General features: G+C 72.9%; 23 protein-coding genes. 14 read left to right on the top strand and 9 right to left on the bottom strand.

Going from position 1 to position 26,860, the window contains the following annotated elements:
* Window positions 1-76: 76 nt before the first annotated feature.
* Window positions 77-967, top strand: coding sequence for a methyltransferase domain-containing protein (locus MB828_RS05695; RefSeq protein ID WP_301647196.1), 891 nt, complete (start codon window positions 77-79; stop codon window positions 965-967).
* Here the strand turns inward: MB828_RS05695 and amaB are convergent.
* Together amaB and hglS are read right to left on the bottom strand one after the other, a co-directional pair.
* Window positions 926-2,455 (bottom strand): L-piperidine-6-carboxylate dehydrogenase, encoded by a 1,530-nt coding sequence (amaB, locus tag MB828_RS05690; protein WP_301647195.1) that lies wholly within the window; start codon window positions 2,453-2,455, stop codon window positions 926-928. The genes MB828_RS05695 and amaB overlap by 42 nt on opposite strands.
* 22 nt (window positions 2,456-2,477) lie before the next feature.
* Window positions 2,478-3,875, bottom strand: coding sequence for a 2-oxoadipate dioxygenase/decarboxylase (hglS, locus tag MB828_RS05685; RefSeq protein ID WP_301647194.1), 1,398 nt, complete (start codon window positions 3,873-3,875; stop codon window positions 2,478-2,480).
* A 301-nt stretch (window positions 3,876-4,176) separates the two neighbouring features.
* On the opposite strand from hglS, the gene MB828_RS05680 reads away from it, so the two are divergent.
* Both MB828_RS05680 and MB828_RS05675 read left to right on the top strand, forming a co-directional pair.
* Window positions 4,177-6,333, top strand: coding sequence for an MMPL family transporter (locus tag MB828_RS05680; protein ID WP_301647193.1), 2,157 nt, complete (start codon window positions 4,177-4,179; stop codon window positions 6,331-6,333).
* A 172-nt stretch (window positions 6,334-6,505) separates the two neighbouring features.
* Window positions 6,506-6,886: an ANTAR domain-containing protein gene (locus MB828_RS05675; RefSeq protein ID WP_301647192.1), complete on the top strand. Its 381-nt coding sequence runs from the start codon at window positions 6,506-6,508 to the stop codon at window positions 6,884-6,886.
* On the opposite strand, the gene MB828_RS05670 is transcribed toward MB828_RS05675, so the two are convergent.
* Window positions 6,879-7,772: a fumarylacetoacetate hydrolase family protein gene (locus MB828_RS05670; RefSeq protein WP_301647191.1), complete on the bottom strand. Its 894-nt coding sequence runs from the start codon at window positions 7,770-7,772 to the stop codon at window positions 6,879-6,881. The genes MB828_RS05675 and MB828_RS05670 overlap by 8 nt on opposite strands.
* Before the next feature lie 173 nt (window positions 7,773-7,945).
* Here MB828_RS05670 and MB828_RS05665 point away from each other — a divergent pair, with 173 nt between their 5' ends.
* On the top strand, window positions 7,946-8,347 hold the full coding sequence (locus MB828_RS05665) for an acyl-CoA thioesterase (RefSeq protein WP_301647190.1): 402 nt from the start codon (window positions 7,946-7,948) through the stop codon (window positions 8,345-8,347).
* A 68-nt stretch (window positions 8,348-8,415) separates the two neighbouring features.
* Here the strand turns inward: MB828_RS05665 and MB828_RS05660 are convergent, their stop codons facing one another.
* Both MB828_RS05660 and MB828_RS05655 read right to left on the bottom strand, forming a co-directional pair.
* Entirely contained in the window at window positions 8,416-9,567 is a 1,152-nt protein-coding gene (locus tag MB828_RS05660; RefSeq protein ID WP_301647189.1) for a glutathione-independent formaldehyde dehydrogenase, read from the bottom strand.
* A gap of 201 nt (window positions 9,568-9,768) precedes the next feature.
* The gene (locus MB828_RS05655; protein WP_301647188.1) at window positions 9,769-10,722 is read right to left on the bottom strand and encodes a LysR family transcriptional regulator; all 954 of its coding nucleotides are present in this window, start codon (window positions 10,720-10,722) and stop codon (window positions 9,769-9,771) included.
* Window positions 10,723-10,848: 126 nt separating this feature from the next.
* On the opposite strand from MB828_RS05655, the gene MB828_RS05650 reads away from it, so the two are divergent.
* Window positions 10,849-13,158, top strand: a complete 2,310-nt coding sequence (locus tag MB828_RS05650; protein ID WP_301647187.1) for an FdhF/YdeP family oxidoreductase — start codon at window positions 10,849-10,851, stop codon at window positions 13,156-13,158.
* A gap of 13 nt (window positions 13,159-13,171) precedes the next feature.
* On the opposite strand, the gene MB828_RS05645 is transcribed toward MB828_RS05650, so the two are convergent.
* On the bottom strand, window positions 13,172-14,401 hold the full coding sequence (locus MB828_RS05645) for an alpha/beta hydrolase family protein (RefSeq protein ID WP_301647186.1): 1,230 nt from the start codon (window positions 14,399-14,401) through the stop codon (window positions 13,172-13,174).
* A 133-nt stretch (window positions 14,402-14,534) separates the two neighbouring features.
* Entirely contained in the window at window positions 14,535-16,037 is a 1,503-nt protein-coding gene (locus tag MB828_RS05640; protein WP_301647185.1) for a glycoside hydrolase family 30 protein, read from the bottom strand.
* Window positions 16,038-16,269: 232 nt separating this feature from the next.
* Between MB828_RS05640 and MB828_RS05635 the strand changes: the two genes are divergently transcribed.
* From MB828_RS05635 to MB828_RS05620, 4 genes are all read left to right on the top strand, one after another.
* Window positions 16,270-17,430, top strand: a complete 1,161-nt coding sequence (locus tag MB828_RS05635) for an MFS transporter (protein WP_301647267.1) — start codon at window positions 16,270-16,272, stop codon at window positions 17,428-17,430.
* A 52-nt stretch (window positions 17,431-17,482) separates the two neighbouring features.
* The gene (locus MB828_RS05630) at window positions 17,483-17,689 is read left to right on the top strand and encodes a hypothetical protein (RefSeq protein WP_301647184.1); all 207 of its coding nucleotides are present in this window, start codon (window positions 17,483-17,485) and stop codon (window positions 17,687-17,689) included.
* 24 nt (window positions 17,690-17,713) lie between these two features.
* The gene (locus MB828_RS05625; RefSeq protein ID WP_133023011.1) at window positions 17,714-18,190 is read left to right on the top strand and encodes an SRPBCC family protein; all 477 of its coding nucleotides are present in this window, start codon (window positions 17,714-17,716) and stop codon (window positions 18,188-18,190) included.
* Window positions 18,191-18,391: 201 nt separating this feature from the next.
* On the top strand, window positions 18,392-18,913 hold the full coding sequence (locus MB828_RS05620; RefSeq protein WP_301647266.1) for a hypothetical protein: 522 nt from the start codon (window positions 18,392-18,394) through the stop codon (window positions 18,911-18,913).
* 27 nt (window positions 18,914-18,940) lie between these two features.
* Here MB828_RS05620 and MB828_RS05615 read toward each other — a convergent pair whose 3' ends face one another.
* Complete coding sequence (locus MB828_RS05615) at window positions 18,941-20,200, bottom strand: MFS transporter (protein WP_430381338.1); 1,260 nt, start codon at window positions 20,198-20,200, stop codon at window positions 18,941-18,943.
* Window positions 20,201-20,641: 441 nt separating this feature from the next.
* The gene (locus MB828_RS05610) at window positions 20,642-21,205 is read right to left on the bottom strand and encodes a hemerythrin domain-containing protein (RefSeq protein WP_133023009.1); all 564 of its coding nucleotides are present in this window, start codon (window positions 21,203-21,205) and stop codon (window positions 20,642-20,644) included.
* Between the two features lie 316 nt (window positions 21,206-21,521).
* On the opposite strand from MB828_RS05610, the gene MB828_RS05605 reads away from it, so the two are divergent.
* From MB828_RS05605 to MB828_RS05585, 5 genes are read left to right on the top strand one after another with little or no spacing between them, the layout of a single operon-like run.
* Window positions 21,522-22,514 (top strand): NAD-dependent epimerase/dehydratase family protein, encoded by a 993-nt coding sequence (locus MB828_RS05605; RefSeq protein WP_301647182.1) that lies wholly within the window; start codon window positions 21,522-21,524, stop codon window positions 22,512-22,514.
* A 50-nt stretch (window positions 22,515-22,564) separates the two neighbouring features.
* Window positions 22,565-24,199, top strand: coding sequence for a carbamoyltransferase family protein (locus tag MB828_RS05600; protein ID WP_301647181.1), 1,635 nt, complete (start codon window positions 22,565-22,567; stop codon window positions 24,197-24,199).
* A complete protein-coding gene (locus MB828_RS05595) occupies window positions 24,196-25,227 on the top strand; it encodes a glycosyltransferase family 2 protein (protein WP_301647180.1) in 1,032 nt (343 codons plus the stop codon). Before MB828_RS05600 ends, MB828_RS05595 begins: the two co-directional genes overlap by 4 nt.
* On the top strand, window positions 25,224-25,856 hold the full coding sequence (locus MB828_RS05590; RefSeq protein ID WP_301647179.1) for a D-glycero-alpha-D-manno-heptose-1,7-bisphosphate 7-phosphatase: 633 nt from the start codon (window positions 25,224-25,226) through the stop codon (window positions 25,854-25,856). Before MB828_RS05595 ends, MB828_RS05590 begins: the two co-directional genes overlap by 4 nt.
* Entirely contained in the window at window positions 25,853-26,848 is a 996-nt protein-coding gene (locus tag MB828_RS05585; protein ID WP_301647178.1) for a glycosyltransferase family 9 protein, read from the top strand. The genes MB828_RS05590 and MB828_RS05585 overlap by 4 nt, the downstream gene beginning before the upstream one ends.
* The last annotated feature ends 12 nt before the right edge of the window (window positions 26,849-26,860 follow it).

The following is a 26,860-nucleotide window of genomic DNA, read 5'->3' as shown; positions in this document are numbered from 1 at the left end:
ACAGGGCCCTGAGGGCGACGCCGGCCGGCGTCGCCCTCCCGCGCATGCCCACCGTGACCCACATCAGGAGTGCCCCGTGCCCGTTTCACTGCCCCCTGCCCTGGAACTCTCCCTGGATCTGCTGCGCTGCCCGGCCTGCCGGGCCCACCCGCTCCTCCCCGGCCACGGCAGCCTGCGCTGCCCGGCCGGCCACTCTTTCGACATCGCCCGGCACGGCTACGCCGGCCTGCTCACCGGCGCCCGCGCCACCAGCGGCGACGACGCGGCCATGGTCCGGGCCCGCGAACGGTTCCTGGCCACCGGCGGCTACGTGCCCCTGCACGCCGAGGTGACCCGGCTGGCCGCCGCCGACGCTCCGCGGCACGCCACCGTCGTCGACGTGGGCTGCGGCACCGGCTACTACCTCGGCGGTGTCCTCGACCGGCTGCCCACCGCCCGTGGTCTGGGACTGGACACCTCGGCGCGCGCACTGCGCTCGGCGGCCCGGGCCCATGCCCGGGCCGCCGCGGTGGCCTGGGATGTCTTTCGTTCCTTTCCGCTGGCCGACGGGGTGGCCGACGTGGTGCTGGACGTGTTCGCGCCACGCAACCCGGCGGAGTTCCACCGGGTGCTCCGGCCGACGGGCCGGCTGCTGGTGGTGCGCCCCACCGGCGGGCACCTGGCCGAGTTGCGGGGTCGGGTGCCTGCGGTGGTCGGTGTCGACCCGGTCAAGGAGTGTCGGCTGCGTCGGGCGTTGGGTCCCTTCTTCGAGGCCGTGCGGACCGAACGGGTCGAGTACGTCATGCCGGTGGCCCGGGCCCGGGCCGGGGATCTGGTGCGGATGACGCCGAGCGCGTGGCACCTCGGCGGGGCCGACGTCGGCGGGTGGGTGCCGGAGCGGGTCACCGTGTCGGTGCTGGCGACCGTCTACCGTCCCCGGCGGCGCTCAGAGGAAGCTGACGCCCTGGGCGAGGGTGAGTTCGCCTGAGTAGTTGACCGTGTTGGTGGCCGCGCGCATGTACGCCTTCCAGGCGTCGGATCCGGACTCGCGGCCGCCGCCGGTGTCCTTCTCGCCGCCGAAGGCGCCGCCGATCTCGGCTCCGGAGGTGCCGATGTTGACGTTGGCGATACCGCAGTCGGAGCCGGCGGCGGACAGGAAGATCTCGGCCTCCCGCTGGTCGCGGGTGAAGATGCTCGACGACAGGCCCTGCGGGACGTCGTTGTGCAGCGCGATCGCCTCGTCGAGGGTGTCGTAGGTGAGGAGGTAGAGGATCGGCGCGAAGGTCTCCTCCCGGACGACGTCGGTCTGTCCGTCGACGCGGACGAGGACGGGCTCCGTGTAGGCCGCCGCCGGTGCCGCCTCGGCCAGGCGGCGGTTCCCGCCGGCCAGCACCTTGCCGCCGTCGGCCCGGACCCGGCCGAGGGCGTCGTGCATGGCGTCGAGCGCGGCGGTGGAGATGAGCGGTCCGACCAGGGTGGCGTCGTCGAACGGGTCGCCGACGGGCAACCTGCCGTAGACGTCGGTCAGACGTCCGGCGATGGTGTCGGCGATGTCGCGGTGGACGATGAGCCGGCGCAGCGTGGTGCAGCGCTGGCCCGCCGTGCCGGCCGCGGCGAACACGACGCTCGGGACGGCGAGGTCCAGGTCGGCGGAGGGCGCGACGATCGCCGCGTTGTTGCCGCCGAGTTCCAGCAGGCTGCGGCCGAGGCGGGCGGCGACGCGCGGGCCGACCGCGCGCCCCATGCGGGTGGAGCCGGTGGCGCTGACCAGGGCCACGCGGGGGTCGTCGACCAGCCGCTCGCCGACCGCCCGGTCTCCGAGCAGGAGGCGGTGGACGTCGTCCGGGGCACCGGTCTCGGCGGCGGCGCGGGTCAGCAGGTGGTGGCAGGCCAGGGAGGTCAGCGGGGTGAGTTCGGAGGGTTTCCAGACCACGGTGTCACCGCAGACGAGGGCGATCGCGGTGTTCCAGGACCACACCGCGGCGGGGAAGTTGAAGGCGGAGACCACACCCACCACGCCGAGCGGGTGCCAGGTCTCGGCGAGCCGGTGGCCCGGCCGCTCGGAGGCGATCGTACGGCCGTACAGCTGACGGGAGAGGCCGACCGCGAAGTCGCAGATGTCGATCATCTCCTGGATCTCGCCGAGCGCCTCGGAGCGGATCTTGCCCGCCTCGACGGTGACCAGATCGGCCAGGTCGCTCTGGTACTCGCGCAGCAACGCGCCCAGGCGGCGCACGAGTTCGCCGCGGCGCGGGGCGGGCGTGGTGCGCCAGGTCAGGAAGGCGGCCCGGGCGGCGGCGACGGCCTCCTCGACGTCGGTGCCGGTGGCGGCCCGCAGTCCGATGAGCCGTTCGCCGGTGATCGGGGTGCGGGCCGCGAAGTCGTCGCCCTCGACGGCCCGCGCGCCGATGTTCCGGAGGCACGCGAGTGCGCGGGCGCGCAGTTCGTCCGTGGCGGGGAGCGCGGTGCCGGTCATGGTGTCCTCCCGGGGTGAGGGATCAGCGGGGCGGGCCAGTGAGGCCGAGGGAGCGGGCGACATGGGCGAGGGAGCGGTTCTGCTGCCGTTCGTAGAGGGCGAAGGGGTCGAGGACCTCCCGGCCGACCGCGCCGGAGAGCCAGTCGGCGTCGTAGCGGGTGCCCTGCCGGCCGTTGTCGCGGGTGCCCTCGCCGCTGAGGTTGGACTGGAAGATGCCGGCGGCGGAGCGGGGCAGGAAGTCCTCGTAGACGACGGGTTCGGCGACCAGCCAGCCCTGCCGCACCAGTTCGGCGACACCGGACGGTGGTGCGGTGCCGTCCCGTGGCCGGCCGTCGGCCACCCGGTAGGTGAAGTAGGCCAGTCCCTGGGCGGCGAGTTCCCGCTCGGTGCCGGGCATGTGCCGTTCCCACAGGGCGCGGGCGAGGTCGTCGCGGGCCGCCGCGGGGTGCTGGGCGGCCTGCTCGTCGACACGGTCGAGGAGGTCGTCGTACCGGGCCCGTCCCGTCCGGGTGAGGGCGATGCCGCGGGCCTCGACCTCGCCGAACCGGACCCGCAGGGCGCCGGCGACGACACCGCCGTCCTCGGTGCGCATGGCCCGGGGTTCGGCCAGGGCGCGGAAGGAGGTCTGCCGCAGCAGGACGTCGGGGCCCTTCCAGGCCGGCGGGCCCTGGACGGTGTCGATCATCTCGATGCCGCGCTCGGTCATGCGGCGGTACAGCTCGTCGATGTCCAGCACCCGCGGGGTGAGGTGGTTGATGTGGGTGCTGCGGACACCGCCGATGTCGGCGGCGACGGCGGAGACCCGCTCCAGGGTCCGGTACCAGGCCCGGTCCACCGGTTCGGCCGACAACTCGAAGGCTCGCACGGCCAGTCGCAGGAAGCGTTCGGCTTCGTCGGCCGGCAGCCCGCCCTCGGCCGCGGCCCGGTCGGCGAGCAGCGGCAGCTCGGGCGGGAAGAGCTCCCGGCCGGCGAGGAAGGTCTCCAGCCGCGAGCGCAGGTCCGGGTCGAAGAAGCGGGGGTCGGCGGGGGTGAGCAGGGAGGTGAAGACCCGGAAGGGGTTGCGGGCGAGTTCCTCCTCGTCGACCGGCCGGAAGGCGGTGGAGACGACGGGGACCGCGCTGGCGGCGGCCTCCCGCAGGTCGTAGAAGCCGACCGGGTGCATCCCGAGGGCGCCGAAGATCCGGGCGACCTGCGCCAGTTCGCCCGGGGTGCCGACCCGGATGGCGCCGTGCCGTTCGGCGGTCACCCGGCCGATGGAGCCCAGGCGTTCGGCGTCGGCACCCCGTGCCCGCAGGACGTCCTCGTTGACCTCGCGCGAGACGTCGACCAGCGTGGTGTACGCGGGCACCTCGCGCCCGTACATCCCCGACAACCGCTCGGCGAACGCGGCCCGCAGCCGCCACTGGCTGATCGTCGGCATGGTTCAGCCCTCCGGTCGGGGCGGCGGCGGTACGGGGATCATGTCCTCGATGGTGGCCGACCGGACCCCCGGCGTACAGACGACAGGGCCGGGCGCGCAGCCGGGCCGGAACACCCGCGGGCCGGAACTCGCCGGACGCGCCGCAAGAAACCCACTGGACCGATCGTCGTGTGTGATCCCTACCATGTGACCTCAAGACAACCATGCGACCGGTCCGTCGGATGCGAACCGGTCGGGGTCGCCGATGCCAGGGACCGCTCCCCGGGCTGCGGTGATCTTCCTACCCAGGAGGACCTTCCGCATGTTCCGACGAATTGGCAGTGCCGTCGTCCGACATCCCGTCTGGACGATCGTGGCATGGCTGATCGCGGCGGTGGCGATCGTGGCCACCGCCCCGAGCCTGCCCTCGAACAGCGACGAGAGCAGCTTCCTGCCCAAGAGTTACGAGTCGATCAAAGCGGCCGACCTCCAGGCGAAGGCGTTCCCCAGCGCCTTCACCCCGTCCGCGATCGCCCTGTACCAGCGCACCGACGGCGGAAAGCTCACCGCCGCCGATCTGAAGGACGTCGCCCGGATCACCACCGAACTGGGCGGCAAGCACATCGACCAGGTCCAGAAGGTCGTCCCCGGCCAGCCGTCCAAGGACGGCAAATACACCATGACCCTGGTCCAGATGGACAGCAAGAACGCCGGCCAGCCCGTACAGGCGGACGCGGCCAAGGTGTTGCGTGACGACGTCAGGCAACTGACCAAGGGCACCGACCTGGAGGCCAGGCTCGGCGGCTCGGCCGCACAGGCACTGGACCAGCAGGACTCGTCCAAACGCGGTGAGGCACTGATCGGGATCGGCACCTTCCTGATCATCCTGGTGACCCTGCTGATCATCTTCCGGGCGCCGATCCTCGCGATCCTGCCGCTGATCACGATCGGCCTGGTGTCCGCGATCGCCAACGGACTGATCGCCTACGCCACCAAGCTGTTCGGCCTCCAGGCCAACAGTTCGGTCTCGTCGATCCTGATCGTCGTGCTCTTCGGTGTGGGCACCGACTACTTCCTGTTCCTGATGTTCCGGTACCGCGAGCGGCTGCGCGCGGGCGACGAACCCAAGGAAGCCATGATCAACGCGGTGGCCCGGGTCGGCGAGGCCATCGCCTCGGCGGCCGGCGCGGTCATCATCGCCTTCCTCGCTCTGGTCCTGTCCACGCTGGGGTTCCTCAAGCAGATGGGCCCGGCACTGGCCATCGCGGTCTCCGTGACCCTGATCGCGGGCCTGACGCTCATCCCGGCCGTCGTCTCGCTGATCGGCCCGAAGGTGTTCTGGCCCTCGAAGTCCTGGCAACGCGAGCCGGAGAACGCCCGGTTCGCGGCTCTCGGCCGTGGGGTGCAGCGCCGCCCGGCACTGACCGCCGCGGTCTCCGGCCTCGTCCTGGTCGTGCTGTCGCTGGGCACGCTCGGCTACCACGCCACGTTCGACCTGGCGTCGGGCTCGATGCCCAAGACCAAGGAGTCCATGGTCGTCCAGGACGAGATGCAGAAGGCGTACTCGGCCGGTGCCGCAGCGCCCACCGACGTGTACCTGTCGAGCACCGGCGGCAAGCCGCTGGACACCTCCGCGTTCGACGCCTACGCGCGGAAGCTGGGCACCGTGGACGGTGTCGCGAGCGCCCGCATGACCCAGCTGAACAAGGCCGGTACCACGGCGGACTTCACCGTCACGCTCAAGTACGAGGCCTCCACCGACAAGGCGATAGACGCCGTGGGCCGGGTGCGTGAGGTGGCACACGCCGACGCTCCCGAGGGCACCGAGGCCCTGGTCGGCGGTATGTCCTCGATCTACAAGGACATCGACTCCGCGGTCAACCACGACTACCGGACGGTGTTCCCGGTCGCCGCCCTCCTGATCATGGTGATCCTGGGCCTGCTGCTGCGCAGTGTGGTCGCGCCCTGGTACCTGATCGCCTCGGTGGGGCTCGGCTTCGGCTCCACGCTGGGCGCCACGGTCTGGATCTTCCAGGACGCGCAGCACAAGCCGGGGCTGATGTTCATGCTTCCGGTGATCATGTACCTCTTCGTGGTCGCCATCGGCACGGACTACAACATCCTCATGATCGCCAGGCTTCGCGAGGAGGCCCGCGAGGGCCGGGAGCCGCGCGAGGCGGCCGGGATGGCGCTGCGGCACGCCGGTCCTACGGTGGCCGCGGCCGGCTTCATCCTGGCGGCGACCTTCGCCACCATGATGCTGGCCGGCAACTCGCTGCTCACGGAGATGGGCTTCGCGGTGTCCTTCGGCATCGCGGTGGCCGCCTTCGTGATGGCGATGTTCTTCACCCCGAGCCTCACGGCCCTGATCGGTCACGCGGCCTGGTGGCCGGGGCACGCCGACCGGGCGGACTCGGGGACGGACGGCGGCTCCTCCCCCGCCACGGACGAGTACCAGGCCGCGGGGCGTCCCGGCTAGCGGCAGCGCGGACAGCGGGGGGCCGTCGGCGGCCGCGGGGTCGCCGGCGGCCCCCGCCCGTTGCCGGGTACACATCCGGTCCGCGTACGGCCGGGTGCGCATCCGGTCCGCGTACAGGTGATCGCGGCGGGAAGGCGCAGGGGTGAACCCGATCCCCGCTCAGAGGTGGCACATGGCTTTCTTCGCGCTCTCCCGCACCCAGCCGTTGCGGCTCCTGTCGGCCACCGAACTGGCCGTGGAGCAGGAGCGGCTCGAGACCCGCAACGCCCAACTGCGTCAGGCGGTCACCTCGCACGCCGTCGTCGACCAGGCCATCGGTGCCGTCGTCGCGTGCGGCCGGATCCCGCCGGAGCAGGCCTGGCACGTCCTGCGCGAGGTGTCCCAGCGCACCAACACCAGACTCCGCACCGTCGCCGAACACGTCCTGGAGTACGTACAGGGCATCGCCGTACCGGACTTCGACCCGGCGGAACTGGAGCGGGCGATCGGCCGGTACCGGGTCCGCGCGGACACCGGTCGGGGCCACGGCTCCCCAGGGGTACGGCTCAGGTGAGCCGGGTCCTGCGCACCTCGTTGCGCAGTTCACCGAGGCCGCTGACCCGCGTGACGACCACGTCGCCGTCGGCGAGGAAGACCTGCGGTTCGCGGGCGCTGCCGATACCGCTCGGCGTACCGGTGAGGACCACGTCCCCGGCGCGCAGCGTCATCCCGCGGCTGAGCTCGGCGATGATCCGGGGCACGGGAAAGGCCATCTGACCGCTGGTCGCGTCCTGCAACACCTGCCCGTTGACCTCGCACCGCACCCGCAGCGCCGTCAGGTCCCCGACCTCGTCGGCGGTGGTCAGCCAGGGGCCGAGCGGCATGGTCGCGTCGATGCTCTTGCCCTTGAGCCACTGGCCGCCGTGCGCCCGCTGGAGGTCGCGCTGGGACACGTCGTTGGCGACGAGGTAGCCGAAGACGTGGTCCAGCGCCTTCTCCTCCGGGATCGAGCGCCCGTCCCGGCCGATGACGAGGGCGATCTCGGCCTCGTAGTCCCACCTGGCGGAGAGGTCGGGGTCGTAGGCGATGTCGTCGGCGGGGCCGATGACCGTGTCCGGGCCCTTGGTGAAGAAGGTGGGGTGCCGGGGCCGCTCCTGCGGATCCTGGCCCTCGCGCCTGCCCTTCGACTCCTCGAAGTGGTCCCAGTAGTTCCAGCCGGTGCACAGGATGTCGCGGTTGAAGCGGTGCAGCGGCGACTCCAGCCGGACGTGGGGCAGTGCCACGGTCTCCGGTCCGCCGTGGGCCACCGCCGCCCGGGCCGCGTCGAGGGCCGCCGGGCCGCCGCGGACGATGTCGTCGACGGTCCCGACGTGCGCGGGCACCAGCGTCACGGTGCCCCGTGACACGTCCACGGCACCGGCGCGCCGCTCGCCCTCGACGACGAGGGATGCAAGTTTCACGTCGCCCCTTTCACTCTGTTGCCGTCGGGTCGGCCCATGCCCGGACGGGGTGCATTGACTTTAAATGACGACCGTGAAAAATACGAGACATGAGAGAGGGCGCGGAGATGACACACGGAGCGGAGCCGGCGGACCCGGCAAACCGGCTCCTGCCGTCCGGGACGGTCCGTGCCGTGCACCGGTGCCGTGTGGAGTGGGCGGACACGGACGCCTCCGGGCACTACCACAACTCGGCGGTGGTGCGGTACGTGGAGGCGGCCGAGGCGGCGCTGGTGCGCGAGCGCGGGGTCGTCGGGTACTTCGGCGTGGTTCCGCGCGTGCGGTACGAGGTCGAGTTCGCCGCCCCGCTCTGGTTCGGGCAGGAGGTGACGACCGTGCTCGGCGTCGAGCGCGTCGGCACGTCCTCGATGACGTTCGGGTTCGAGGTGTGGGGTGAGGAGACCGACGGCCGGCCGCGGCAGCTCGCGGCCTCCGGCCGTTACACGGTCGTCCACGTGCCGCGGGGCGGCGAGCGGGTGAGCGCTCCCTGGCCGGCCGAGTGGGTGGCGGCCCTCACCCCGGGACCGGCCGGCTGACCGGTGCGCGTACGCGCTCGTGGCGGGCCGGCTCCCGGGAGCCGGCCCGCCACGGCGGGGTGACGGGACTATGCGGCGAGCGCGTGACCGGGATGCAGGACGACCTTGGTGTAGCCCTCGATCCGCTGGTCGAACTTCTCGTACGCGCCGGGCGCGTCCTCGAGCGGCAGTTCGTGGGAGACCACGAAGCTGGGCTTGGCCCGCCCCGCGATGATCAGGTCACGGAGCTGGCGGTTGTACTGCTTGACGTTGCACTGGCCGGTGCCCATCCGCTGGCCCTTCTCGAACATCCGGCCGATGGAGACCAGCAACTGGCCGTGCTTGGCGTGCTCGTCGGGTCCGCCCGGGTCGGACGGGACGTACAGGCCGGGTATGCCGAGCATGCCGGTCGGCCGCACCGTGTCGACGAGGGTGTTGAGGACCACGGCGGGCTCCTCGTGGCTCGCGTCGTGCGCCTGGGCCTGGTAGCCGACGGCGTCGACGCCCTTGTCGGTGCCCTCACCTCCGGTCTGTTCCTTGATCTGTTCCGCCGGTTCGCCCTTGGTGAAGTCGATCGGTATCGCTCCGATCTCCTCCGCCTTGGCGAGCCGCTCCGGTACCCGGTCGACCGAGAACACCTTGGCCGCGCCGCGCAGCAGCGCGGAGTAGGCGGCCATCAGCCCGACCGGACCCGCGCCGAAGACGGCCACGCTCTCGCCGGGAATCACCTGGGCGAGTTCACAGCCGTGGTAGCCGGTCGGGAAGATGTCGGCGAGCAGCACGAAGTCGGTCTCGAATTCGTTGCCCGGCGGCAGCTTCAGGCAGTTGAAGTCGGCGAACGGCACCCGCAGCAGCTCCGCCTGGCCGCCCTTGTAGGGGCCCATGGCCACATAACCGTAGGCGCCGCCGGCGAAGCCCGGGTTCACCGTGAGGCAGAACCCCGTCTTACCGGCCAGACAGTTCTTGCAGAAGCCACAGGCGACGTTGAAGGGCATGACGACGCGGTCGCCCTGGGACAACGAGGTCACACCGGAGCCGACCTCCTCGACGATGCCCATGTTCTCGTGACCGAAGACGATGCCGGACTGGGCGGCCGTACGGCCCTCGTACATGTGCAGGTCTGATCCGCAGATGGCGGTCGATGTGACCCGTACCAGCACGTCGTTGGGGTGCTGGATGCCCGGATCGTCGACGTCCCTGACAGCGACGCTGAAAGGCTTCTCGTAGACAACGGCTTTCACCTGGTTCACCTCCGCGTCGAACGCCGGGTGACGGCGGCGGACCACCCGGACCGAGGCTTTGACCAGGAGAAACACATCGAGGCGGGCCCGGGTCGGTGCGTGCCGCAACCCTGGCGATCTCGTTTCACCGTCGGATACTTCCAGAAAACGCCGGTCCGGCAGGCGGTGCAACCCATGGGCCCGCACGGGCGGGAGCGCGTGTCAGCGCGGCGCGTCGAACGGGTTCTCGTCGTCCGGCGCCCGCTGCGGCAGCCGTTCCAGCGCGGCGGCGACTCCGGCCCGTGCCACGACGTCGATCAGGGCCTGCCCGATCACCGAGACCGGTTCCCGGGCCGGGAGCACCAGACCGATCCGCTCGGTACGGGCCGGCCGGACCAGGGGGACGACCCGCATGCCCGTCGGCACACCGAACACGTGCAGCCAGGCGTGCGGCACGATGCTCGCCCACTGACCGGCCCTGACCTGGGCGAACAGCGAGGCGATGGAGTCGGTCTCGACCCGCGGTGTCACGCTCACGCCCACGGCCTCGAACACCGCGTCGAGCACCTGACGGCCCTGCATCATGGGGTGCAGCAGGCACAACGGGTACCGGGCGGCCTCCTCCCAGGAGATCTCGGCGGGACCCGGGCCGGCCGTGGTCCGCCGGGTCAGCAGCACGTGGCGCTCCCGGTACAGCGGTACGAAGGTGAAGTCGTGGGCGGCGACCGAGCTCTGGTAGGTGACGGCCGCGTCGAGTTCGTAGCTCCGCAGCCGCCGCACGATGTCCTCGGCCTGGAGGTCGGCGAAGACCTGTACGGTCGCCAGCGGGTTCGCGGCGCAGAACGGCTGGGTCAGCAGCGCGACCGCGGTGGACGCCGTGGGGACGGTGCCGATGCGCAGCCGGCCGCTCAGTCCGGCCCGCAGCGCCTGGATCTCGCTCTCCATGGCGTCGCGGTCGGCGAGGATGCGCTGCGCCCACAGGACGACCCGTTCGCCCTCCGGTGTGAAGCCGTCGAACCGGCGTCCGCGCCGGACCAGCGGGATGCCGAGCTCGTCCTCCAGCTTGCGGATGCCCTCGGACAGGGTCGGCTGGGAGACGTAGCAGGCCTGCGCCGCCTTCGCGAAGTGGCGGGCCCGGCCGAGGGCGACGAGGTATTCCAGTTGGCGCAGTTGCACGCCCCCATGATCCCCCGGACGGGGCGGCCGTGATCGGCGGTGCCTGTCAGACGATCGGAACTACCGCTTTGACCTGTGCCCGAGCGCTCACGAAGAGTGGGTGCGACGGAGAGGACGTGGTGTGCGATGCGGGACGTCGAGGAGCCGGACGAGGCCGGGCTGTCGGTGACGGCTCCCAGGACGTGGGCGACCGGTGCTCCGGCGGTGGCGCACGCGCTGCGGTACGCGCTCGGCCAGACCACGCCGAAGCGCACCGCGCTGACCCTGCTGAACATCAACCAGACCGACGGCTTCGACTGTCCCGGCTGCGCCTGGCCGGAACCGGGCCCCGGCCGGCGGCACCGCAACGAGTACTGCGAGAACGGCGCCAAGCACATCAGCGACGAGGCGACGTCCCGGCGGGTGACCGCCGAGTTCTTCCGGCGGTACTCGGTGGACGAGCTGAGCCGGAAGTCGGACTACTGGCTCAACCAGCAGGGCCGGCTGACCGAGCCGATGGTGCTGCGCGAGGGCGCGACCCACTACGAGCCGGTCGGCTGGGACGAGGCGCTGGGCCTCCTCGCCGGCGAACTGCGCGCCCTGGACCACCCGGACGAGGCGCTCTTCTACACCTCCGGGCGGCTGGCCAACGAACCGGCCTTCCTGCTCCAGCTGTTCGCGCGGGCCTTCGGCACCAACAACCTGCCGGACTGCTCCAACATGTGCCACGAGTCGAGCGGTTCGGCGCTGAACGAGACCCTGGGCATCGGCAAGGGCAGCGTCAGCCTCGACGACATCCACGACGCCGACCTGGTGTTCGTCGTGGGGCAGAACCCGGGCACCAACCACCCGCGGATGCTGTCCGCGCTGGAGGAGACCAAGCGCCGCGGCGGTCAGGTCGTCGCGGTCAACCCGCTGCCGGAGGCGGGGCTGCTGCGCTTCAAGCACCCGCAGAAGGCGCGCGGGGTCCTCGGGCGTGGCACGGACATCGCCGACCAGTTCCTGCAGATACGGCCCGGCGGCGACCTGGCCCTGTTCCAGGCGCTGAACCTGCTGCTCCTGGAAGCCGAGGACAAGGAACCGGGCACCGTCCTGGACCGCGCGTTCATCGAGGAGCACACCACCGGCTACGACGCCTTCGCCGAGCACATCCGCCGGACGTCCTGGGACGCCGTCCTGGAGGCCACCGGCCTGAGCCGGGACGAGATCGAGCGGGTGCACGAGCGGGTGCTGGCGAGCCGTGGGGTCATCGTCTGCTGGGCGATGGGCCTGACCCAGCACAAGCACGGGGTGCCCACGATCCGTGAGGTCGTCAACTTCCTTCTGCTGCGCGGCAACATCGGCCGTCCGGGCGCAGGCGTGTGTCCGGTGCGCGGGCACAGCAACGTGCAGGGCGACCGCACCATGGGCATCTGGGAGCGGATGCCCCAGCCGTTCCTGGACCGGCTCGGACGGGAGTTCCGCTTCACCGCGCCGACGCGGCACGGCCTGGACTCCGTGGACTCCATCCGGGCCATGCTGAACGGCCGGGCCAAGCTGTTCGTCGGGGTCGCGGGCAACTTCGTGCGCGCGACGCCCGACAGCGAGGCCACCGAACGCGCGCTGCGCAACTGCCGGCTGACCGCGCACGTGTCGACCAAGCTCAACCGCTCGCACGCCGTGTGCGGGCGGACCGCGCTGATCCTGCCCACGCTCGGCCGCAGCGACCGTGACGTGCAGGCGGGCGGCGAGCAGTTCATGACGGTCGAGGACTCGATGAGCGAGGTGCACACGACCCGCGGCCGGCTCGTCCCCGCGTCCGCGCACCTGCTCAGCGAGGTGTCCATCATCAGCCGCCTCGCCCGCCGGGTCCTGGACCCCGGGCCGGACGCCCCGGACATCCCCTGGGCGGACTTCGAGGCCGACTACGGCCTCGTCCGCGACCGGATCGCCCGGGTCGTGGAGGGTTTCGAGGACTTCGACGCACGGGTGCGGCGGCCGGGCGGCTTCCGGCTGCCCAACCCGGTCAACGAACGGGTGTTCCGGACGCCCGCGGGGAAGGCCGTCCTCACCGTCAACGACTTCACGATGCTCCAGGCGCCACCGGGGCATCTGGTGTTGCAGACGCTGCGCTCGCACGACCAGTGGAATACGGTCCCGTACGCGATGGACGACCGCTACCGGGGCATCAAGGGCGGCCGGCGGGTCGTGCTGGTGAACCGGGCCGACCTCGCGGACCTCGGTCTGGACGACGGCGCCCTGGTCGACCTCGTCAGCGTCTGGACCGACGGTTCGGAGCGCCGGGCCGACGCCTTCCGGGTCGTCGCCTACCCGACGCCCCGGGGTTCGGCGGCGGCCTACTACCCGGAGACCAACGTCCTGGTGCCGCTGGACAGTGTCGCGGACATCAGCAACACGCCGACCTCGAAAGGCGTGATCGTCCGTCTGGAGCGGGCCGGGGACCGGGCACCGGCGTGACCGGCCGAACGGCTCAGCGGCGGAACAGCCGCACCTCCGGGTAGCGGTCGGGCAGTTCGGCCTCGTCGCGGCCGCGCAGCGAGCGGTCGAAGAACGCGCTGAGGCAGGCGCGTTCGGCGGCGATCGCCCGCGCCGGCGCGATGGTGCCGACGTTCTTCACGACCGTCGCGCGGGGCAGGCCGAGCCGGCGGGCGAGCTGCGGGATCATCGTCTCCGCGTCGGTGTAGGTGGCGTGTTCGGCGCCGCGCAGGGTCAGGCCAGCGCCGTGGCCGCGGCTGTGCCGCCACAGGGCGTTCCAGGACGGCACCGTGCTCAGGTCGTTGCCGTCCTTGCCGACCAGCAGGAAGGGGCGGTCGAGGCCGTCCGCGGCGACACCGGACAGGTGACCGTAGTCGCTGTCCTCCTGGACGTAGGCGAGCACGCCGTCGAAGTTCGCTCCCGCGAGGATGCGCCGGTCGTCGTGCATGGCCTGCAGGGCGGTGAAGCCGCCGGCCGAGTGCCCGAACATGCCGGTCCGGGTCCGGTCGGCCAAGTCGCGCAGCTCTCGGGGCAGGGCACCGGGCAGCGCGTCGAGCAGGAAGCGGGTGTCGGCGACCCGTACGGCCATCGTCTTCTCCAGGAGCGCCCGGATGCGCCCCTCGTCCGGGTAGGCCTTGTCGAACTCGGCGGGCAGCACGGTGCGTTCGACACGGCCGTCGGGGAACTGGACGGCCGACGCGTCGTAGGTGTGGTCGAGGGTCACCACCACGTAGCCGCGGGAGGCCAGGTCGTCGCAGAGGGTGCTGCCGAGGGCACGGGGATCGCCGGCGCCGGGTGAGTAGCAGACCACCGGGTACGGGCCCCGGCTCCGGTCGGGCGGGGCGCCCTCGTGGGCGTGGGTGCGGGTGGCCGCCCAGTCGACCCGGTCGCCGGGCACGTCGGCGAAGTTGTTGACCGCGGCGAACCCGGCGGCCTCCCCGGGGAGCAGCTGCGGCGCCCTCGGGTGGCCGTCGACGGCCCGCGCCGGGTAGCGGACGCCGATCATCAGTTCCCGGTACGGGCGCGACGGGACCCAGGGGTCGGCGCGTGTGGTGTCCACGAGGTGCAGGGAGACCGTCCCCACCGGGTGCGGGCCGCCGGGCGCGGGCAGGGTCAGCCGTGCCCGCCCGGCCGGGCGGGGCGCTGCCGACGCGGTGCGGGCGGAGACGGCGGACAGGGTGACGGCGGCGACGGCCGACAGGACAGCGGCGCGGCGGGTGAGCAAGGAGGCCTCCTGGTGTGCGCGTTTCCGTGACGCGTGAGCGTCTTCGGCGGCTTCTCCCAGCTTTGTGGACCGCGCCCGCCCGCGACCATCCGGCCTGCCGGTCGTCCCATGCGGGGGTCAGCCATACCCTCCGTCAGTGGCGGCCCCGGTCCTGCCACCGGTAGGTGGCGAAGGCGCCGGCCGGTACGGTCACGACGAACGTCCGGTCGCCGACGGTCATCCGGACCCGGCGGTCGCTGCCGGCGCTGTTGCCGAGGACCGCGACGTAACCGCCCGCCCGGGTGCGGTAGACGACGTTGCCGACGCCGTTGTCCGTGGCGCTGGACTCGATGCGGGTGTCACCGGGCGTGAGGTACTTCGCGAACTGGCCGAGTCCGTACAGTTCGTCGCGGACCGAGAAGCGCCCGGTGTCGGTGTGCACCATCACCAGCCGGTCCGGCCACTTGGTGGTGGCGGCGACCTGGTCCCAGTCGATGTCGTTGTCCCGGGCCGGTGTCCAGTGCAGGGTGCCGCCGTTCTGGTCGGTGGCCTGGGCCCACAGGATGTAGGAGCCGGCGTCGAGACGGAAGTCGTCGAGGACGGTGGCGGGTGCCAGGTCGCTGGTCTCGGTGAGCTGGACCGGCTTTCCGGTCTGCTCGTAGGCGTCCCGCATGACGGTCGGGTCGCCCCAGTAGGGGTGGAAGGCGATGGCGTCGGCGGCCTCGCGGACCTGGGCGCCGGTCACCGAGCCGTCGGGGGCGTCGTCGAAGATGCGGTGGTAGTTCTTGGTCGCGGTGCTGTGGGGATCGCGCCAGTCCCAGAAGTTGAAGTCGTGCACGTAGAGCTGGGTGCCGAGGTGGTGGGCGCGCATCTCGCGCTTGATCGCCAGGGCCAGCTTCTGCTGCTGGGCGACGCTGATGTCCATGGCCGGGTAGACGACGTCCATGCCGGGCTCGTTCAGCAGGGTGAGCGCGTCGACGCGGATGCCGTGCCGGGCGTACGCCTGCACGAACTTGACGTAGTAGCGGGCGAACACGTCGACGCAGTCGTCGCGCAACTTGCCGACCTGGTAGTAGTCCGTGCTGCTGCCTGGCTTGAGCGCGACCTCGCCGAGGAAGCGGTTGTCGGTCTTCATCCAGGCCGGTGCGCTCCACGCGGACGCGAAGAAGGTGGCACGGGGGTTGTAGCGCTGGATCAGCTTGACCGTGTCGATGATGTGCAGGTCGAGGTCGCGCCGGATGGAGAAGTGCTTCAGGCCGAAGTCCTCGGTGACGCCGGCGGGCAGGTCGTCCTCCGACCAGAACGGCAGGTGCTCGATGAGGTCGGGGCTGCCGATGGTGAGCCGGAACCGGTCGAGTCCCGCGCCGTGCACGGGATCGACCAGCAGCCGGACGGCCCGGGCCCGCTCGGCGGGGGTGAGCTTCCACAGGTTGGACACGCTGGTCTCGTCCAGGGAGAAGCCGATGCCGGTGTACCGCTGGCGCAGGGCGCTCGGGTCGGCGGTCACGGTGGCGTCGACGGCGCCCCCGTGGTCGTCTCCCGTTCTGACCACCGGCAAGGGCTGCCAGGCCTGCGTGCCGCCGGTGGAGAAGGTGCCGGTGACGGCCTCGCCGCGCCCCGACGCGGCGGAGCCCGCACCGATGAGTGGCAGGGTCATGACAGTAACGGCCGCGATCGCGGTCAGCGCACGTCTCACAACTGCTCCTGGACTCTTGGGGAGTTGCGATACAAGCAATATCCGTGGTGTTAAGTCAAGGTGTGAAGAAAGCCCGTGCCGCCGGGCCGTCGATCCGTCCAAGTGCCGTCGATCTCCGTCCATGGACCCGGACGCGGCCGGCCGCGAGGGTCGGTGCATGGACACAGGCGTACGGGAGGCCGGACCGCGCCGGGTGCCGGGCGGGCTGGTGGCACTGGCACTCGGCGGCTTCGGCATCGGGCTGACGGAGTTCCTGATCGCGGGGCTGCTGCCGCAGGTGGCGTCGGACTTCTCGGTGTCCGGGGCGACCGCCGGGTGGCTGATCTCCGGGTACGCGCTGAGCGTGGCCGTCGGCGCGATCGTGCTCACCGCGGCGACGGCCCGGCTGCCGCGCAAGCGGGTGCTGGTCGGACTGGTGGCGCTGTTCGTCGCCGGCAACCTGTTGTCGGCGATCGCGCCCACGTACGCCGTGCTGCTCCTCGGGCGGATCGTCGCGGCGCTGTGCCACGGCTCGTTCTTCGGCATCGGCTCGCTCGTCGCCCGCGGCCTGGTCGGGCCTGAGCGCAAGTCCCGTGCGGTGGCGGTCATGTTCGCGGGGCTGACGCTCGCCAACGTGCTCGGTGTGCCGTTCGGCGCTCTGGTGGGCGAGCGCTGGGGATGGCGGGCGGCCTTCTGGGCGGTCACCGCGATCGGGGTGCTGGCGCTGGCCGGCATCGCCGCCCTGGTCCCCGGCCGGCCGTCGGGGGCGCCCGCCGACGGGCCGTCCGCGGGCCTGCGGGACCAGGTGCGCGTGTTCCGGTCCGCACAGGTCTGGCTCACCCTGACCGCCACCGCCCTCGGCTACGGCGGGATGTTCGGTGCCTTCAGCTACCTCGCGTACACCTTCACCGAGGTCGGCGGGTTCTCCCCGGCCGACGTCGCCTGGCTGCTGATGGTGTACGGCGTCGGCCTGGTCGTCGGGAACCTGGTGGGCGGCCGCGCGGCCGACCGCGACCGGGACCGCGCCCTGGTGCTCTCGCTGCTCGCCCTGACCGTCACGCTGGCCGTGTTCGGGCTGCTGGCGGGCAGTGCCGTGGCGTCGGTGCCGCTGGTGTTCCTGATGGGGGTGACGGGGTTCGCCCCCGTCCCCGGCATGATCACCCGTGTGACGGACGCCGCCCACGGAGCGGCGCTGGCCGCGAGCGCCAACGTGTCCGCGTCCAACGTCGGCAACGCCCTCGGCGCCTGGCTGGGCGGCCTGGCCCTGACCACGGGCCTCGGCTACACGGCCCCGCTGTACACCGGCGCCGCGATCACACTGGCCGCCGTGCTCGTGATGCTGGTCGCGGCGCGGCAGGCCGGGTCCGGCGTGTGAGGTGAGGCAGACCCGGGGGGATTGCCGGGAGAGATCCGGGTACCCGAGCGCCGTGGGAAAGCGATCAGAACGCAACGACAAGGACAGAACGGCCCCGACCCTCACGGACGAGGTGCTCGAGCAGGTCGGGAAGCGGGCCGGCCGGGCGGACGCCGATCGCGGCGCGCCCGAGCGGGCGGCGTCCGGCGACCCGATCACGCCGAGCCCCGGGGCCAACGAGAAGACACTCCGGGGCCGCCGGTCCGCGCCCCGGAACTGAGCCGCTTGCGACGAGGAGGAACAGATGAGCACGGTCAAGGAAGCCGTTGACGTCGGCGTCCCGCTCCACACGGCCTACAACCAGTGGACCCAGTTCGAGGACTTCCCGAACTTCATGGAGGGCGTCGAGGAGGTCAGGCAGCTCGACGACCGGCACAACCACTGGATCACGAGCATCAGCGGGGTGCGGCGTGAGTTCGACACCGAGATCGTCGACCAGCTGCCGGACGACCGGATCACCTGGCGGACCACCGACGGTGACACGCAGCAGCGCGGAACCGTCCGGTTCGAGTCGCTGGACGACGGCCGCACCAGGGTGGAACTCACGATGGACGTCGAGCCCTCCGGGCTGGCCGAGAAGGGCGCGGACGCCCTCGGCCTGATCGACCGGCGGGTCAAGGGCGACCTGCGGCGCTTCAAGGAGTTCATCGAGCAGCGCGGCGCCGAGAGCGGTGCCTGGCGTGGCCGGGTCCGCCCCGGTGACCCCGGCGGCCTGATCTGACCACCCGCTTCCCAGCACCCGCACAAGCCGAGGACCCCGGCCCCGCACCACGGGCCGGGGTCCTCGGCTTGTGCGGGGTCCGGTTGCGGTGGGGGCTGTGGGCAGGGCCACGGGGTTCGTCCATATCTCCGGGGGGTCGGTCCGGGATACCGTTTTGTCGGTTCCCGGTCGGTTTCCCTCAGGTGTTTCGGACGGTTGGCAGTGCTCGCAGATCTCTCTCCGCTCATCGCCGCCACGGCCCGGTGGCTCTCGGGCGCCTTCCCGGCCCACGGGGGCGCGTTCGCCGCCGCTCGGTGTGAGGCGCAGGCCCGGCAGGCCGTGACGGTGGCCGCCTGGCTGCGCTATCCGACCGCGCTGGACGCCGGTCTGGTCGGGATCGCAGGCCCGGGGGGCGCCACCCGGCTGGACTGGGTGACCGGCGGCGATGCCGCCCCCGACGCGGACGGCGCCTGGCGCAGCTGGGTGGACGAGGTGGTGGCGAGCTGGGCGGCCGGCCTGCTCTGCGACCCGGAACTGGCCCGGCTCGCCGTCGGCGCGCTCACGGACGGCGAACACCTGGCCGGCGCCTCGGTCGACTTCCGGCGTCTGCTGCTGCCCGACGAGGACGACGTCCGGGCGGCGTCACTGCTGCGCCACCCGGACCTGCTCGCCCCGGTGGCGGAACTGCACCGTGCGCAGCTCCGCGGGCGGCTGAAGCCCGACGGCCGGCCCGTCACGGCCTGAGCCCGAGCCCCGCTCCGGGACCGGCTGTCAGGCCGCTGTCTCCAGCGCCGGCGTCAGAGGCACGTCGCCGGCCGGGGGCCGTACCGGCACCGGCGCCAGGGGCCGCCGTGCCCGTACGGCGAATCCCGCCGCGATCGTGCCCGCGATGAGCAGGCCGCCGCCCACCAGCGCCCCGCGCGCACCGGCCGTCTCCATGAGGAGGCCGAGCAGCGGCGGTCCGCCGAGGCTCCACACGGTGCCGATGCTGCTCCAGATCCCGAGCACACGGCCGCGCAGGTGCAGAGGCGGGTCGGTCTGGAGGACGGACGTCATGGCGGTGTCGGAGACGGATTCCACCACCGCCATGGGCAGGACGAGGACCAGCAGCACGAGCAGTGACGGGGACAGTCCGGCGACCGCCTGGAGCAGGCCGCCCGCGGCCGCCAGGACGCCCACCAGCCGGACCGACGGACGGCGCAACCGGCCGCCCAGGACGGCCCCGACGATGCCGCCCGCGGCCAGTACCGCGGAGACGGTGCCGAAGGCGCCCGCGCCCGCCGCCAGGGGGCCGGTGACCAGCACGGCCAGGGTGAGTCCGTAGTTGCGTCCGAAGACCGAGCTGACCGCGGACACGCAGGCGAGCGCGACCAGCCGGGGCCTGCGGGCGAAGAACGCCAGTCCCTCGCGCACGGTCAGCTCGGAGGCCCGCGGCGCGTCCCCGGGCGCCGCGTCCGGGGCGGTGTCCAGGTCGCCCCTGGTGTCCCGCACCGGGCGCAGGAACGGCACGACGGACGCCACGAGCAGGAACGACAGCCCGTTGGCCGCGTATGCGGAGGCCGTGCCGAGGAAACCGACGGTCACGCCCGCCAGGGCGGTACCGACCAGCCGCCCCGCGCTGTGCACCAGCGCGCCCACGCCGATGGCGGAGGGGAGGTCCTCGGCGGGCACCAGGTCGTTGCCCAGCAGGGCGCACGCGGGACCGTCGACGGTGGCGATGACACCGGTCACCGCGGCCAGCAGGAGCAGGCCGGTCAGGTCGAGCCGGTCAAGGGCCACCAGGAGCGCCGTGGTGAAGGCCACGGCACCGAGGAGCGCCTGGCTGACGGCGACGGTGGTGCGGCGGGGCCAGCGGTCCACGGCCGCGCCGCCGAGAACACTGATGAACAGGGCCGGAGCGGCCTGCACGGACACCGACAGGCCGGTGGCGGCCGCCGAGCCGGTGATCTGGAGCACCAGCAGGTTCTGCACGGTGAGCTGCATCCAGGTGCCCGCGTTGGACAGGAAGTTCGCCGCGGACCACCAGCGCATACCGGTGTGGCGCAGGGACCGCCACGGCGACCGCGAGGCGGGTCCGGGCATCGGGGCAGGAGTGGTGACAGGGGCAGCAGCAGGCACGGCGGTACTCGGCAACCGGGAGGCGGGAGGGGACCGGCGGCGGCGAAGGGGGCCGGCTCCGCTGCGCGGCCGCGCCACCCGGTCGATCAGGCAACGCCATGGTGACAGAAGCGGTGCCGGGGACGCGGCCCGCCACCGCGCCCCGGCGGCCGGCGCCTGCCCAATCCGCGCGGCCGGTGGGGCATTTGATCCCGGAGTGTGCTTGCTCACAGGGGCTTTCCCGGGCCGGAGCAGGTTTCAGGACCTGAACCTGACTCATGACATACCTCGGTACAGACGAGAGCCCCTCACCGGGCACACAGGGGCCCGGCGTGCCGAGCGCCGGGCCCCTGCGTCGTGTGGCCGGGATACGGGTCAGTCCGGCTTGCCGCGGCCGGTCAGCGCGTCGCGGAGCCGGTCGACCAGGCCGGCGCCCGGAGCCAGCATCTTGTTCGCCGGCGGCTTGTCCGGGGCGGCGGGGTGCGGACGGGTCGGCGCGGTCTTCTTCGCCTGCCTGACCTTGTCGCCGAGGTCGTTGAGGGCGTCCGCCGAGCAGGCGGCCCGCAGCCTCGGGAAGAGGTTCTGCTCCTCGTCCTCGACGTGCATGCGGATCTCGCTCATCAGGGAGTTCAGCAGCGTGTCGAACCGGGCGTCGTCCGGCTCGCAGCCCTCCAGGTCCTTCATGATCTGCTCGGCCTTGGCGTGGTCCTCGAGCTCCTTGTCCGCCAGGGCGTCACCGCCCTCGACGTGCTCGCGCACAGCCGGATAGAGATATGCCTCCTCGGCCACCGAGTGCCGTACCAGTTCCATCGTGGCCTGGTCGGCGTACAGCTTGCGGTTCCTGTCACCGGGCGGCAGCGCCTCGATCTTGCCGAAGATCTCCTCCACCTCGCGGTGATCGGTCACCAACTCGTCGATGACGTTTCCACCGTGTCCCATGCCCTTCACCTCCGCTCGTGGCACAGCGGTCCGGGTTCGGACCAGCCGCGAGCCGAGTGCCCCGCGTCCGCCGCGTCACACGAATCGCGCGACAGGAGGAGACCCGCATACTGGAACCAACGTGTGAAACCAACTGACCCGGGAACCCCGGTCAGGACCGTCGAGAACACGGCGGCGTCCCGGAAGCTGCCAAGCCGCTCTCCGCCCCCCACGAACGTTTCTCTCTCACACTTCAGCCCTCGTGTTCCGCGCCGGACGTGCACCACGTCCGGGTGCCGGGCCCTCGTGCGCCCCCGTCGCGGTCGAAGGACACCCCATGACTGATGCTCGCTCAGCCCTGCCCTGGCGGCGTGCCGTGGTGACCGGCGGTGCCGGTTTCCTCGGCAGCCACCTCTGCGAACATTTGCTGAATGCGGAGGTCGGAGTCGACTGCGTCGACAACCTGCTCTCCGGTTCCCGCGAGAACGTCGCGCACCTGACCGGCCGCCCCGGCTTCCGCTACGTCCAGCAGGACGTGTCCGCCCCCGACGCCGACGCGGACCTGCCCGGGCCCTACGACCTGGTGCTGCACTTCGCCTGTCCCGCCTCCCCCGCCGACTACCTGCGTCATCCGCTGGAGACGCTGGACGTCGGGAGCCTGGGCACCCGCAACATGCTGGCGCTCGCGGAGCGCGACGGAGCCCGCTTCCTGCTGGCCTCGACGTCCGAGGTGTACGGCGACCCGCTGGTGCATCCACAGCGCGAGGACTACTGGGGCAACGTCAACCCGGTCGGCCCGCGCAGCGTCTACGACGAGTCCAAACGGTTCGCCGAGGCACTGGTCACCGCGCATGTCGGCAACCGGGGCGCCGACGCGGGCATCGTGCGGCTGTTCAACACCTACGGGCCGCGGATGCGGGCCCTGGACGGCCGTGCCGTGCCCACCTTCGTGTGCCAGGCGCTGGCCGGCGAGCCGCTGACGGTGGCCGGGGACGGCGACCAGACCCGGTCGCTGTGCTACGTCGACGACACCGTGGACGGGATCCTGCGCGTCGCGGCCAGCCGGTCGGTGCGCCCGGTCAACATCGGCGGCACCGACGAGGTCACCGTCCACGAGATCGCCCTGCGGGTCGTGGAGCTGACCGGCTCCGCCTCGCCGATCGAGTTCGTCGCCCGGCCCACCGACGATCCGCAGCGGCGCCGTCCCGACACCACGCTGGCCCGCGAACTCCTCGGCTGGACACCGCACGTGCCCTGGGAGGAGGGCATCAAGCAGACCATCGCCTACTTCGCCGCCCGCCCGGCAGCCGCGCCGGATCCCCGCGGCTGATCTTCGCGGCTGATCCCCGCCGCACCGTCCACCAGCCACGGAGGCACCGCATGCGCGTCCTGGGAATCAACGCCCTCTTCCACGACCCGGCCGCCGCCCTCGTGGTGGACGGCCGCATCGTGGCGGCGGCGGAGGAGGAACGCTTCAGCCGGCGCAAACACGGGAAACGGCCGCTGCCGTTCTCCGCGTGGGAGCTGCCCGAGCAGTCCGCCCGCTGGTGTCTGGAGCAGGCCGGGCTGACCGCCGCCCACCTGGACGCGGTGGCCTACTCGTACGATCCCGAACTCGCCCTTCCTGCCGCCCAGTTGCAGCTCGACGACCCCTGGGACGCGCTCCGCCAGGAGTACGCCCGTCAGGCGCCGGGGTTCCTGGCCGAGGCGCTGCCCGGCCTCGACCCGGAGAAGGTGCGCTTCGTCGCCCACCATGTGGCGCACGCCGCCTCCGCCGGCCAGGCGTCGCCGTATCCGGACTGCGCGGTCCTGGTACTGGACGGCCGCGGCGAGTGCGGGTCCCATCTCTCCGGCCGTTACGTCAACCGGGAGTTGGAGGTGCTGTCCGCCCAGGCGCTGCCCGACTCGCTGGGCCTGTTCTACGAGGACCTCACCCAGCACCTCGGATTCCTGCGCAGCAGCGACGAGTTCAAGGTGATGGCGCTGGCCTCCTACGGCAGTCCCCGCTTCCTCGACGCGTTGCGGGAGTACGTCCGCGCGGACGGTGACGGCGGCTTCCGGGCCCGGCCCGTGCCCTGGGAGTCGCTGGCGCCCGCGCGGGCGGCGGGCGCCGGCTGGACCCGCGACCACGCCGATCTGGCCGCCAGTGCCCAGGCCTGTCTGGAGGAGGTCCTGCTGGGGCTGGCGCGCTCGCTGCACGCGCGGACGGGACAGGACGTGCTGACCCTGGCCGGCGGGGTGGCGCTCAACTGCGTGGCCAACTCCCTGCTGTACCGGGAGAGTCCGTTCCGTACCGTCTGGGTGCAGCCGGCGGCCGGGGACGCGGGGACCGCGCTCGGCGCCGCCCTGCATCTCGCCCACCAGAAGGAGCCGGTGGAGGCGATGCCGACCGCCGCGCTCGGACGCGGCTGGCGTGACGAGGAGCTGCGGGCCTGGCTGGAACGGGCGGCCGTACCGTACGAGGAGCCGGACGACATCGCCGAGGCGGTGGCGGCCGAGCTGGCCCGGGACGGCATCGTGGCCTGGTTCCAGGGGCGCAGCGAGTACGGCCCCCGGGCGCTCGGGCACCGCTCGCTGCTCGCCCACCCGGGTCACGCGGCCAACCTGGAGCGGCTGAACGCCGTGAAGGGGCGGGAGGAGTTCCGGCCGGTGGCCCCGATGGTGCTGACCGAGCGGGCCGCCGAGCTGTTCGACGGGCCGCTGCCGAGCCCGTACATGCTGTTCGTGCACGACGTCGCCGAGGAGTGGCGGGCACGCATTCCCGCGGTCGTGCACGTGGACGGCACGGCGCGGATCCAGACCGTGGACCGCTCCGCGGAGCCGCTGGTGGCCCGGATGATCGACGGGTTCGAGGCCCGGACGGGACTGCCCGTGGTCGTCAACACCAGCCTCAACACCGCGGGCCGTCCGATGGTCGACGATCCGCGCGACGCCCTGGAGTGCTTCGGCTCGGCGCCCGTCGACCTGCTCGCGCTGGGGCCGTTCGCGGTCCGCCGCCGGGAGGTCTTCGCATGAGCGCGCCCGCCTACAGCGTGGTCGTCCCGACCATCGGCCGGGCCTGTCTCGCCGACTGCCTGCGGGCGCTCGACGCGGCCACCGGCCACCCTCCCGAGGAGATCGTCGTGGTCGACGACCGCCCCGACCCCGCCGCGCCGCTGCCGCTCGGCGCGGCGGGCACCCTGCGCGACCGGGTCCGGGAACTGCGCACCGGCGGGCGTGGCCCGGCCGCGGCCCGCAACGCCGGCTGGCGGACGGTCGGCACGCCGTGGACGGTCTTCCTCGACGACGACGTGCAGGTGCTGCCCGACTGGTCCCGCCGGCTGGCCGCCGATCTCGCCGGAGCGGGGCCGGCCACCGGCGGCGTCCAGGGCCGGCTGACCGTGCCGCTGCCCGACGACCGCAGGCCCACCGACTGGGAACGGGGCACGGCGGGACTGGAGGGCGCGGCCTGGGCGACGGCCGACATGGCGTACCGGACACGGACGCTGACCGCGGTCGGCGGTTTCGACGAGCGGTTCCGGCGGGCCTTCCGTGAGGACGCCGACCTCGCCCTGCGGGTCCTGGCGGCGGGGTGGGCGCTGCGTCGCGGGCAGCGCGCCACGCGCCACCCGGTGCGGGCGGCCGACGCCTGGGTGTCGGTGCGGGCCCAGCGCGGCAACGCGGACGACGCCCTCATGAACCGGCTGCACGGCGCCGACTGGTGGGACCGGGCCCGCGCACCCCGGGGACGGCTGCCTGGGCACACGCTCGTGACGGCCGCGGCAGTGGCCGCGCCCGTCCTCGCGCTGGCCGGCCGCCGCCGGGCCGCGACCGTCGCCGGGGCGCTGTGGGCGGCCGGCACCGCCGAGTTCGCCCTCGCCCGCATCCTGCCCGGCCCCCGCACGGCGCGGGAGACCGCGACGATGGCCGTGACCAGCGTGCTCATCCCCCCGCTCGCGGTCCGCCACCGGCTCACCGGCATGCTCCGGCACCGCCGGGCCGCCCCGCTGGACCCCGGTCCCGCGACGGCCACCGCCCTCACCCCGTCGCGGAGCACACCATGAACTCCGCCCGCCCCACCACCGCGTCGGGAGTGCGGACGAACACCGGCGCCCCCGGGTCGTGTGGCGCCGCCGCCGCGTCGTCCCCCGGTGCCTGCGTCACCCCGCTCCCCGTCACCGCCGTCCTCTTCGACCGGGACGGCACCCTGGTCGTGGACGTTCCCTACAACGGCGATCCCGACCGGGTGCGGCTGCTGCCCGGCGCCCGGCGGGCCCTGGCGGCGGTGCGCGGCGCCGGGCTCGCCACGGGGGTGGTCAGCAACCAGTCAGGTGTCGGGCGGGGTCTGATCAGCCACGCCGACGTCCGGCGCGTCAATGCCCGGGTCGACTCGCTGCTGGGCGGTGTCGACGTCTGGCTGTACTGCCCGCACCTGCCCGAGGAGGGGTGCGACTGCCGCAAGCCCCGGCCGGGACTGGTGCTGCGGGCGGCGCGGCTGCTCGGCCGGGCGCCCGGCGAGTGCGTGGTGATCGGCGACATCGGCGCCGACCTGGCGGCCGCGCGCGCCGCCGGCGCCCGGGGGGTGCTGGTACCGAACCCGGCCACCCGGCCCGAGGAGGTCGCCGGGGCGCCGGAGTCCGCGCCGGACCTGCTCACCGCGGTCCGGACGCTGCTGGACGGTGGTCGCTCGTGAAGGCACTGGTCGTACGCCTGGACAGCTTCGGCGACGTGCTGCTCGCCGGGCCCGCCGTCCGCGCCGTGGCCGCGCACTGCTGCCATGTCACCATGCTCTGCGGTCCGGGCGGCGCACCGGCCGCCCGGCTGCTGCCCGGCGTCGACGAGGTGCTGGTGTGGGAGGCGCCCTGGGAGGGCTTCGACCCGCCCTCGGTCGCGGACGCGGACGTGGCCGGACTCCTCGGACGACTGCGGGCGGCCGCCTTCGACGTGGCCCTCGTGCTGACCTCGTTCCACCAGAGCCCGCTGCCCACCGCGCTGTTGCTGCGGCTGGCAGGGGTCGGGCGGATCGGCGCCGACAGCGTCGACCACCCCGGGCGGCTCCTGGACGTACGGCACCGGCGGCGGCCGGAACGGCACGAGGCCGAGGCCGCGCTGGACACCGCCGTAGCCCTGGGGTTCCTGCCCCGGCCCGGCGACGACGGACGGCTGCGCGTGCTGCCCCCTCCGGACACGGTCGCGCTCACCGGGCACGGCCCCTATGTCGTCGTCCATCCCGGAACCAGCGCGCCGGCCCGGGCCTGGGGCGCCGACCGGTGCGCGGCGGCCGTCGAGCTGCTCGCGGACGCGGGACACCGGGTCGTCGTCACCGGCGGCCCCGGTGAGAAGGAGCTCACCCGGTCGGTGAGCGGGGGCGCCGGGATCGACCTGGGCGGCCGCACCGATCCCCGGGTCCTCGCGGGCGTGCTGCGGCTGGCCGACGTGGTGGTGTGCGGCAACACCGGTCCGGCCCACCTGGCGGCTGCCGTCGGTACGCCGGTGGTGTCCCTGTTCGCACCGGTGGTGCCGGCCGGGCGGTGGGCGCCGTACGGCGTGCCGAGCGTGCTGCTCGGCAACCAGCGCGCCCCCTGCGCGGACACCCGGGCCCGGCACTGTCCCGTGCCCGGCCACCCCTGCCTGGCCGAGGTGACGGCCCAGGACGTGGTCGGCGCGGTGCGGAAACTCCTCTGACGGCATGTGAGC

Source organism: Streptomyces arenae (assembly GCF_022343545.1).
GTDB lineage: Bacteria > Actinomycetota > Actinomycetes > Streptomycetales > Streptomycetaceae > Streptomyces > Streptomyces humi.
This window is presented reverse-complemented; position numbering and strand designations above follow the sequence as displayed.

Excerpts from the sequence above, each read along its gene's own strand:
- amaB (WP_301647195.1), bottom strand. The coding sequence starts at position 2,455 with ATGACCGGCACCGCGCTCCCCGCCACGGACGAACTGCGCGCCCGCGCA.
- hglS (WP_301647194.1), bottom strand. The coding sequence starts at position 3,875 with ATGCCGACGATCAGCCAGTGGCGGCTGCGGGCCGCGTTCGCCGAGCGG.
- MB828_RS05680 (WP_301647193.1), top strand. The coding sequence starts at position 4,177 with ATGTTCCGACGAATTGGCAGTGCCGTCGTCCGACATCCCGTCTGGACG.
- MB828_RS05675 (WP_301647192.1), top strand. The coding sequence starts at position 6,506 with ATGGCTTTCTTCGCGCTCTCCCGCACCCAGCCGTTGCGGCTCCTGTCG.
- MB828_RS05650 (WP_301647187.1), top strand. The coding sequence starts at position 10,849 with ATGCGGGACGTCGAGGAGCCGGACGAGGCCGGGCTGTCGGTGACGGCT.
- MB828_RS05640 (WP_301647185.1), bottom strand. The coding sequence starts at position 16,037 with ATGACCCTGCCACTCATCGGTGCGGGCTCCGCCGCGTCGGGGCGCGGC.
- MB828_RS05625 (WP_133023011.1), top strand. The coding sequence starts at position 17,714 with ATGAGCACGGTCAAGGAAGCCGTTGACGTCGGCGTCCCGCTCCACACG.
- MB828_RS05615 (WP_430381338.1), bottom strand. The coding sequence starts at position 20,200 with ATGCGCTGGTGGTCCGCGGCGAACTTCCTGTCCAACGCGGGCACCTGG.
- MB828_RS05610 (WP_133023009.1), bottom strand. The coding sequence starts at position 21,205 with ATGGGACACGGTGGAAACGTCATCGACGAGTTGGTGACCGATCACCGC.
- MB828_RS05605 (WP_301647182.1), top strand. The coding sequence starts at position 21,522 with ATGACTGATGCTCGCTCAGCCCTGCCCTGGCGGCGTGCCGTGGTGACC.
- MB828_RS05600 (WP_301647181.1), top strand. The coding sequence starts at position 22,565 with ATGCGCGTCCTGGGAATCAACGCCCTCTTCCACGACCCGGCCGCCGCC.
- MB828_RS05595 (WP_301647180.1), top strand. The coding sequence starts at position 24,196 with ATGAGCGCGCCCGCCTACAGCGTGGTCGTCCCGACCATCGGCCGGGCC.
- MB828_RS05590 (WP_301647179.1), top strand. The coding sequence starts at position 25,224 with ATGAACTCCGCCCGCCCCACCACCGCGTCGGGAGTGCGGACGAACACC.